Source organism: Catenulispora rubra, assembly GCF_015356825.1.
In the GTDB taxonomy this organism is placed as follows: domain Bacteria; phylum Actinomycetota; class Actinomycetes; order Streptomycetales; family Catenulisporaceae; genus Catenulispora; species Catenulispora rubra.
Map to the genome: position 1 here is coordinate 17,923 of NZ_JAACYW010000151.1, position 9,255 is coordinate 27,177.

The 9,255-nt window shown below is 71.6% G+C and carries 8 protein-coding genes; 1 reads left to right on the top strand and 7 read right to left on the bottom strand.

Going from position 1 to position 9,255, the window contains the following annotated elements:
• Positions 1-14 precede the first annotated feature (14 nt).
• Entirely contained in the window at positions 15-1,859 is a 1,845-nt protein-coding gene (locus tag GWK61_RS32590; protein WP_194915529.1) for a glycoside hydrolase family 76 protein, read from the top strand.
• Positions 1,860-1,883: 24 nt separating this feature from the next.
• On the opposite strand, the gene GWK61_RS32595 is transcribed toward GWK61_RS32590, so the two are convergent.
• The 7 genes from GWK61_RS32595 to GWK61_RS60995 form a co-directional block, all read right to left on the bottom strand.
• Positions 1,884-2,615 (bottom strand): uracil-DNA glycosylase, encoded by a 732-nt coding sequence (locus tag GWK61_RS32595; RefSeq protein WP_194915530.1) that lies wholly within the window; start codon positions 2,613-2,615, stop codon positions 1,884-1,886.
• Between the two features lie 185 nt (positions 2,616-2,800).
• On the bottom strand, positions 2,801-3,667 hold the full coding sequence (locus tag GWK61_RS32600; RefSeq protein ID WP_194915531.1) for an SDR family oxidoreductase: 867 nt from the start codon (positions 3,665-3,667) through the stop codon (positions 2,801-2,803).
• Between the two features lie 35 nt (positions 3,668-3,702).
• Positions 3,703-4,464, bottom strand: coding sequence for a PIG-L deacetylase family protein (locus tag GWK61_RS32605; RefSeq protein ID WP_194915532.1), 762 nt, complete (start codon positions 4,462-4,464; stop codon positions 3,703-3,705).
• Between the two features lie 86 nt (positions 4,465-4,550).
• On the bottom strand, positions 4,551-5,408 hold the full coding sequence (locus GWK61_RS32610) for an enoyl-CoA hydratase/isomerase family protein (protein ID WP_194915533.1): 858 nt from the start codon (positions 5,406-5,408) through the stop codon (positions 4,551-4,553).
• A gap of 43 nt (positions 5,409-5,451) precedes the next feature.
• Complete coding sequence (locus GWK61_RS32615; protein ID WP_228563306.1) at positions 5,452-7,887, bottom strand: thiamine pyrophosphate-binding protein; 2,436 nt, start codon at positions 7,885-7,887, stop codon at positions 5,452-5,454.
• Positions 7,888-7,945: 58 nt separating this feature from the next.
• On the bottom strand, positions 7,946-8,764 hold the full coding sequence (locus GWK61_RS32620; RefSeq protein WP_194915534.1) for a rhomboid family intramembrane serine protease: 819 nt from the start codon (positions 8,762-8,764) through the stop codon (positions 7,946-7,948).
• Positions 8,765-9,078: 314 nt separating this feature from the next.
• Positions 9,079-9,213, bottom strand: a complete 135-nt coding sequence (locus GWK61_RS60995; protein WP_194915539.1) for an LPXTG cell wall anchor domain-containing protein — start codon at positions 9,211-9,213, stop codon at positions 9,079-9,081.
• Positions 9,214-9,255 lie beyond the last annotated feature (42 nt).

Genomic DNA, 9,255 nt, shown 5'->3' on the forward strand with positions numbered 1-9,255 from the left:
AGGAGGTGCCCGGCATGCGCAGGATCCTGATTCTCCTCACAGCCCTGGTCACGGCGATGGCACCACTGCTGCTCGGGGCGCCGACCCGGGCCAGCGCGGCGACCACCGTGTGCGCGGTGTACTGCGACACGCGTGATCCCTCGCGGGCCCAGCAGGAGACGTTCCCGACGCCCAACGTGTACGTGAACGGCCGCGTGGTCGAGCTGCACGTGGACGACGTCGACGGGATGGCCTGGGCCAGCATCGACAACGGGCAGCTCAACGACTCGGTCTGGATCGACCGGTCGTGGGATGCCGGCAGCAGCTGGGACGGCCTGCTGGGGAGGGCATGGATCCCGAGCACGTGGACCGGTACTCGAACCCTGATGTACAACATGTACGACCCGTCGAACCACCGGCGCGCGGTGGTGCGGGCCTGCGGTGACGCGAACGGCGTGGTGTGCACGAGCTGGGTTCACCCGCGGGTGTGCGCGGCTCGGTGTGACGGCGTCGGCTCCGGCGGTTCGACCGGGAACACCTCGCCGGTGCCGGGCACCACGCTGGCGGGCCGCGACATCTCGCTGCACGTCGACTCCGGCGGTATGGCGTGGGCGTCGATCTCCGGCGGCGCGGCCGGGGACGAGGTCTGGATGGACCGGTCTTGGGACGGCGGGGCGACGTGGCCGGACGGGTCGAGCCAGGGGCGCGTGAGCACGCCTTCCGGCGCGTCCGGGACTCAGACTGTTGAGATCAACATCGACGATCCGCTCGGCAAGCTGTACGGCGGCGCGGTGCGGGCCTGCGGGCGTGCGGTGACCGGCCAGAACGGGAGCTGCACGTCCTGGGCGCGCGCCAATGCCGTGCCGACGCGTGCCGCCGCCGACGCGCTGATGTGGTCGTACGACCCGAACACCGCGTGGTGGCCGTCGAGCTGGTGGAACTCCGCGGTGGCTCTGACGTCGGTGATCGACTACACGCGGGCTTCGGGGGACACGTCGTACCAGTGGATCGTCGATCGGACGTTCCAGGTCAACAAGGTCGCGTTCCCGGCCGGGGCGCGCAGTTCGGACGCCATCCAGGGCGACTTCATCAGCCAGGCCACGGACGACACGGAGTGGTGGGCGTTGGCGTGGATCGACGCCTATGACCTGACGTGGAACCAGACGTATCTCGATGAGGCCGTCACCATCATGAACTATGTCAGTACCCTGTGGGACACGAGCAGCTGCGGGGGCGGCGTCTGGTGGAACACGCAGAAGACGTACAAGAACTCTGTGACGAACGCACTGTATGTGGACCTGACCGCCGCGCTGCACAACCGGATTCCGGGCGACACGGCCTGGTTGGCGCAGGCGACGACCGCGTGGAACTGGTTCCGGTCCAGCGGGCTGATCAACGGGTCGGGGCTGGTGAACGACGGGCTGACGGGTTCGTGTGCGAACAACGGGCAGACGGTGTGGACGTACAACCAGGGGCTGGCCATCGGCGCGGCGCAGGAGATGTACCGGGCCACCGGCGACGGCGGCGACCTGAGCGAGGCGCGGTATCTGGCGGACTCGGCGGTGGACTCGCCGACGTTGGTGTCGAACGGGCTGCTCACGGAGTCGTGCGATGCGTTGAACGCGACGTGTGACGACAATCAGAAGCAGTTCAAGGGGATCTTCATGCGGTTCCTGGGGCAGCTGAACGATGACGGCTCGGTCGGGGGCGCTTACAGCTCGTTCATCCAGGCTCAGACGGGTTCGTTGTGGGCTTCGGACCGTGACTCGCTCAACCGGATCGGGGAGCGGTGGTCGGGGCAGGGGTCGGGTTCGAACCCGAACGTCAGCGACTGGCGGACGCAGGCCAGCGGGTTGGAGGCGTTGGACGCGGCGTCTTGACCGGCGCGCGTCCCGGTGGCCCGGTCACAAGCCCGCCTCCGCGGCGGCGGCCCCGATCACGTCGCGCAGCATCTGCGGGGTGAGGCGTCCGGTGAAGGTGTTCTGCTGGCTGACGTGGTAGCAGCCGTGGATCGCCAGCGCGGCGCCGCCGTCGGCCGCGGCCAGCTCGACGCGGGTGGCGTGGCCGAAGACGGGGCGGGGCTTCGGGACCGTCCAGGAGCCGGCGGCGGCGATGGCCGGGAACAGCGCCTGCCAGCCGAAGGCGCCGAGCACCACCATCGCCCGCACGCTCGGCCGCATGAGCTCCAGCTCGCGCACCAGCCAGGGCCGACAGGTGTCGCGCTCGGCGGGAGTTGGCTTGTTGTCCGGCGGCGCGCAGTGCACCGGGGCGGTGAAGCGGACGCCGCGCAGCTCCAGACCATCGTCGGCGGCGACCGAGGTCGGCTGATTCGCGAGGCCGAGGGCATGGAGCGCCTCGACGAGGATGTCCCCGGACCGATCCCCGGTGAACATGCGCCCAGTCCGGTTGCCCCCATGCGCCGCCGGCGCGAGCCCGACGATGAGCAGGCGCGCGTCAGCCGGCCCGAAGCCGGGAATCGGACGCGCCCAGTACGACTGGTCGGCGAACGACTTGCGCTTGACCCGCCCGACCTCCTCCCGCCACGCGACCAGGCGCGGACACGCCCGACAGTCGCACAGCTCCCGGTCGAGGACGGCGAGGTTCGGGGCGGCCGGTGCCTGCTCGCTCGGTTGCACATGCGCAACTTACCGGCCGGGGTGGTCGGGCGCGCGGCAGGTGTGCCTTGTGCAGAACGTTCGGCGAGGCAGGCGCGGCGGGGTCGGGAGTGCACAGCTGGCTCGGTGCGCGGAGGCAGCTGGTCCCGAATCGGCGCGGGCTGTGGCTCGGCCCGGCGGGGCTGGGGTGTGCGGCACGCGGCCCCCTACCCACGCGGCGGCAGCTGCTCCCGGATCGGCGTGTGCGGCGGCATCACGAAGTCGCGCCGCAGGTGGTTGGCGCCGTCGATGACCAGGGTGTGGCCGGTGAGGAAGGCCGCGAAGGGCGAGCACAGGTAGGTCGCCGCCCAGGCGAGTTCGTGGCGGCGGCCGGTGCGGAGAGCTGGTTGGCGGGTGGCGTCGGTGTCCGGTTCGGGGCGGAGGGCCTTCAGGTCTTCGCGCATGTCCTCGTGCGGGAACAGGCCGGGTGCCAGGGCGTTCACGCGGATGCCTTCGGGGGCCCATTCGACGGCCAGGGATTTGGTCAGGTTGGCGACGCCGGCTTTGGCCGCCGCGGCGTGGGACATGCCGGAGCCGCCGGTGAAGGCTTGGGTTGCCAGGATGTTGAGGATGGCGCCGGGGCTTTGGCGGGTTGTGCAGCGGCGGTGGAGCTCCTGCGAGCACAGGAAGGTGCCGTCGAGGACGATGTCCGTCACGGCGCGCCAGCCGTTCGGGGACAGGTCTGCAGCGGGGATCGGGAAGTTGGCGGCGGCATTGTTGACCAGCACGGTTACCGGCCCGAGCGCCTCCTCGGCGGCGTCGAACGCCGCGCGGATCGCCTCGGGGTCGCGCACGTCGCAGGGCACGCCGATCGCCGCGCCGCCCGCCGACCGCACCTCCGCGACGCCCCGCTCCCGGTGCCCGGCGTCACGGCTGGCGATGGCGACCGCGGCGCCGCAGCGCGCGAACTCCGCCGCCATCGCCCGGCCCAGGCCCGTCCCGCCGCCGGTGATGAACACCGTGACGCCGGCGAACGCGCCCGGCGGCAGCATCGCGGTACCGGGCGGGGGCGGTTCGGGGAGGCCGGGATACATGGGGGCTCCTTCTGTAGAGAGAGGCAACACAACACTCAGTCGCGTCGCGGTTCGACATACCACTCACGGCGGCCAAGCAGCACGGCGAACAGCGGCGTCGGCATGCGGACCAGGATGCGGTTGAAGAGTCCGCCCCGGTTCTTCCCGAACTGCGTCCGGTGCTCGGCGAGCGCCGCCTGCTTCACCCCGGCGTAGCGCCGCACGTCGTACCGGTGCGTGATGGCCGCGCGCGGACTGCCGAACCAGCTGGCGTCCGAGAAGTCGTAGCCTCGCAGAACCCGCACAGCCTGCAGTGCCTTCCCCAGCCGCACCACCGGCTCACGCGGCACGGTCGCCTCCAGCACGCGCACGCCGGTCAGCTCGGCGGCCCGCGCCCCGACCTCGTGCACCCGCACGTGATCGCGATGGCCGTAGCCGCCGGCGGCGTCATAGCTGAGGAGCAGATCGGCGTGCTCCTCCTCGATGACGGCGGCCAACCGCCTCGCCGCCTCGTCGACAGGCGCGCGCATGAACCGCGGCCGGTCCGGAGGGTCCGGATAGAGGATCGCGCCGTGGCCGCTGTCGGCGTAGCCGAGGTGGTGCACGCGTGCCACGCCGAGCACCCGCGCGCTGGCCCGCAACTCATCGAGCCGCACCAGTGCGCCGGGCTCGGTGGCGTCGCCCATCGCGCCGTCGGAGGCCACAACGATGACCGTGCGATGCCCCTCGGCGGCGAGGCGCGCGAGCGTTCCGCCAGTGAGCAGCACCTCGTCGTCGGGGTGGGCATGGAAGGCCACGACAGTCTTAGGAGTAGACATGCCGAGAGGACGCCGAGCATAACCACAGCGGTTGCGAAGCGATTCACCCTGACGCCGACCCACGGCGACATGCCTGGCTGAGCCCCTCATTTCCCCTCGAACTCCGCCACCCGCCGAGCCGCCTTCGCCGCGTACCCCACCGGCGCGTCCTGCGACACGAACGTCGTCGCCGCCAGCAGCGCCGCCTGCCCCATCGCCTCGGCCAACCCCCGATCGGCGAACGCGTCCACCGACCGCTTGATCGCCTGCACCGCCAGCGGCGCGTTCGCCGCGATCTCGCCCGCCAGCGCGTAGGCCGCCGGCAGCAGTTCCTCCGGCGCGAGCACGTCCTGCACCACGCCGATCCGGGCCGCCGTCGCCGCGTCTATACGCCGGCCGGTCAGCGCCAGCAGCTTCGCCCAGCCGCTGCCGGCGTCGCGGGCCAGCCGCATCTCGCCGCCGGCGTCGACCGCCATGCCGATCGTGGCCTCGGGCAGCGCGAACACCGCGTCGGCGGCGGCCAGGCGGATGTCGCACATCAGCGCCAGCTCGAAGCCGAAGCCGAGGCAGTAGCCGTGCACGGCCGCCACGATCGGCTGGGGCAGCGTCGCGAACGCCCGGAACTGCTCGTGCACCCAGCGCAGGCCCTCGGCGAAGTTGCGGGCACGCTCGGCGTCTGAGCGGCCGGTGATGCGGTCCTCCGGCAGGCCGAGGTCCACACCGGCACAGAAGGCCCGGCCGGAGCCGCGCACCACCAGGACCCTGATGCGGTCGTCGAACCGGATCCGGGTCGCGATCTGCGCCAGCTGCCGCGATGCCTCCCAGCTCCAGGCGTTCAGCTTCTCGGGACGGTCCAGCACCAGCGTCGCGACGCCGTCGGCAACCGCCTCCGCAGTCCCGTCGCCGCCGAACTCCAACCGCAGCTGCCACTCCTGCTCCGGCAAAGCCGGCTCGGTCCGGAACATCACGCTCCCATCTGACAGCCCGTCAGATGGGAGCGTCAACCCCTCACAGCGCCAGCGCAGCCAGCGCCGCGTTGACGATCGCGCCGGGCACCAGATCGTGCTGCGCGTACAGGTCCGCCACGGTCCCGGACTGGCCGAAGCCGTCCACGCCCAGCGGCACCGCCGCCACCCCGACCGCCGAGCCCAGCCAGGCCATGGCGTGCGAGGCGGCGTCGTGCACGGTGACGATCGGCGCGCGCCCCGGGAACAGTTCCTTGAGCACCGACGGCCGGCGCGGGCCGGAGGCGCTGCGGTAGTCCTGCTGCAGCGCGCGCCGCCAGCCGGTGTACAGCCGGTCCAGGCTGGTCACGTCGACCACGTGCGCCGCGACGCCCTCGGAGGCCAGCTCAGCGGCAGCCTCCAGCACCTCCGGCAGGACCGCGCCGGAGGCCGCCAGGTGCACCACCGGCGCGCCGGCGTTCTCCTGCTCGGCGGCGATGTGCAGCCGGTAGCCGCCGGCCAGCACCTGCTCGCGCAGCCGCTCCTCCCCCACCCGGGCCAGCGCGGCCTCGAACGGGGCCTGGTCGATCGGGCGGGTGGTGAGCCGCAGGTAGGCCGAGGATCCGGCCTCGCCGCGGCCCATCCGGGCCAGCGCGTCGCACAGCACCCAGTCCAGCGTGCGGGTGTAGGCGGGCTCTGAGAACACCACGTTCGGCAGCTCCAGGCCGATCGAGGCGGTGATCGTGGACTGGTGCGCGCCGCCCTCGGGGGCCAGGGTGACGCCGGAGGGCGTGCCGGCGATCAGGAAGCGCGCGCCGGAGTAGGTCCCGTAGATGAACGCGTCCAGGCCGCGGCAGACGAAGGGGTCGTACACCGTCCCGATCGGCAGCAGCGGCTGGTCCGACAGGTCCCAGGTCAGGCCGAGCTGGCCCAGCAGCAGGAACAGGTTCATCTCGGAGATGCCCAGCTCGATGTGCTGCCCCGACGGGGACTCGGACCAGCGCACCGGGGAGTCCGCGGCGGTGTAGTTCTGCACCTCGGCCGGGGCGAAGACGCCGAACTTGTTGATGAACCCGGCCAGGTTCGTCGAGGTCGCCACGTCCGGCGCAGTGGTCACCAGGTGCCGCGCCACGTCCGGAGTGCGGGCCAGGCCGGACACCAGGCGGCCGAAGGCCTCCTGCGTCGAGGTCGGCTTGGCCGGGGAGCGGGTCTCGACCTGGGCCGGGACCGGGATCGCCGGGTGCGCGGTGGGCAGCGGACGCTTCAGCTGCTCGGCGCGCGCCGCGGCCAGGCGGCCGGCGGCGGTGTCCGGGGACAGGCGGTCCCACTCGGTGGCATCGGTCAGGCCCTGGGCCGCGCGCAGGGTGGCGATCTGCTCGGTGCTCAGCAGCGCGGAGTGGTTGCGGGGGTTGCCGGCGATCGGCAGGCCCCAGCCCTTCACCGTGTAGGCGAAGACCACGCTCGGCCGGTCGGTGACCGCGTCGCACTCGGCGTAGGCGTCGAGCATCGCGCTCAGGTCGTGGCCGCCGAGGTCGGTGAGCAGGGCGCCGAGGTCGTCGTCGGGGACCACCGCGATCAGCGGGGCGACCTCGGGCGGGGCGCCTTCCAGGAACGCCGAGCGCAGGCGCGCGCCGTCCAGGCCGAACAGCGACTGGTAGCGCTCGTTGGGCATGGCGTCGATCCAGGCCTTCAGCGCGCCGCCGCCGGGCCGGTCGAAGACCGCCTGCAGGCGCCGGCCGTACTTGACCTCGACGACGTGCCAGCCCGCGGCTTCGAACTGCAGGCGCAGCTGGCCCTCGCGGATGCCGGGAACCACGCGGTCCAGGGACTGCCGGTTGAAGTCGACGATCCACATGACCTCGCCGAGGCCCGCGCACGCGGGGTCGGCGATGGCCTCCCAGACGTTGCCCTCGTCCAGTTCGGCGTCGCCGAGCAGGGCCACGAAGCGGGAGCGGGGCCGGGCGCCGAAGTGCGCGTCGACGTAGCGGCGCGCGGCGGCGGCGAACAGCGGCGCGGCCGGGCCCAGGCCCACCGAGCCGGTGGAGAAGTCGACGCGGTCGGGGTCCTTGGTACGGCTCGGGTAGGACTGCAGGCCGCCGAAGGCGCGCAGCTTGGTGAGGTAGGAGGCGTCGAGCTCGCCGAGCAGGTACTGGATGGCGTGGAAGACCGGGGAGGCGTGCGGCTTGACCGAGACCTTGTCGTCCGGGCCGAGATACCGGAAGTAGAGCGCGGTCATCGCGGTGACCAGCGAGGCCGAGGAGGCCTGGTGGCCGCCGACCTTGACCCCGTCGCCGGTGGCGCGGTCGTGGTTGGCGGCGTCGACGATCCGGGTGGCCAGCCACAGGACGCGCTGCTGGATCTCGTCCAGGGAGACAAGATCAGTCAGGTCGGCGGGGTTCGAGGCGGCGTTCGAGACGGGGTTCGACGCCGAGTTCGAGGCGTTCGGTGTGTTCGAGGCGTTCGGAGCGATCGGTGCGTTCGGGGGAACGGCTGCGGGCATGGCGCATCCCTCGCGGTACAGGGGCGGACGTCGTTGTCACACGCCCGGCTTCACGGGGTCACCGCGCCAGGCTCGTGGCCTCATTATCCGACGTCGGCTCATCCGCCGGAAACTCCGAGGTCGGGCGGGGGATCTTGATCCAGGGATCGTGCCTGCGCTCCCGGGCCCGATCGGTCCTGGTCAGCGGGTACAGCGCCATCCCGATGCCGAAGGCGACCAGGTGTCCGAGCGGGGTGTAGTCGACGGTGGCGTCGAAGTCCTTCAGCGAGGCCTGGTAGAGCAGGTAGGCCAGCATCAGCGACCACGCCGAGAGCCGGAACGGCCAGCGCAGCCGGTAGGCCAGCAGCGCGGCGCAGGCGTAGGCGCCGTAGCTGATGCCGACGTCGATGGTGCGGGAGTAGACCCGGTCCTGCTCCGGGGTGAGGACGACGGTCTCCTCGATCCACAGCGCTATCAGGATCGTGGCGCCGATGTGGCCGGCCAGGAACACCAACAGGGTGCGCCAGGTGCCGATCCAGCGCTCCAGCGGCGCCAGGTAGATGAAGGCGGTCAGCGCCAGGAACAGCAGCTCGCTGACGTCGGTCCACATCGCCGAGCCGAACAGCACGGTCAGCGGCTCCTGCTTGAGGTGCGCCAGCGTCGTGGAGTGCGTGAGCAGGACCGCGTCGCGCAGCCGCGGGGACAGCCCGATCAGCATCCAGGCGTGCACCGCGACCAGCAGCGAGAGCACGGTGGTGAACGGCGCCAGCTTCGCCCAGGCCTTGAGCCAGTTCCAGACGCTGCGCACGTGGTGGCTGGCCCAGGTGTTGGTGCGCAGGAGATACACGACCAGCAGCACCGCCGGAATGGCGGCGAGTTCGATCCAGCCGGTCCTCATCGCTTCGCTTCTCCTTGTCACCCGATCAGTGCTCGCGCTTAGTGCTTGTATTCCCAAGACACAGCAGCACTGTGCAGCTTCCCGCTGAGAAGGCGATGAAAAGCGCGGGAACGCGGCGAGGACGGGGCCCGGATCCCTGACGGACCCGGGCCCCGTACGCGCTACTTACCTATGTATACCTGCCGATGTCCAGCAACGCTTGTCGGCAGGATATGCGCAGGTATCGACCGAACTCCAGTGCGAGCAGGTCTTGGTGCAACCAGACTTTGCTGTGACCAGGCTCTGCTGCGGCCGGACTCCGGTGCGGCCGGACCCTAGCGCGAGCGGGCCGGCTTGAACTTGCGGTACATGAACGCGCCGCCGCCCATCAGCGCCGCGCCGATCGGCGCCAGCGTCAGGGCGTCCGCGCCGGTGTGCGCGAGCGTGCCGGTGGTCGCGGCCGCCGGGATCGCGCCGCCGGTCTCGGCACCGGCTGTCTCTTATACACATCT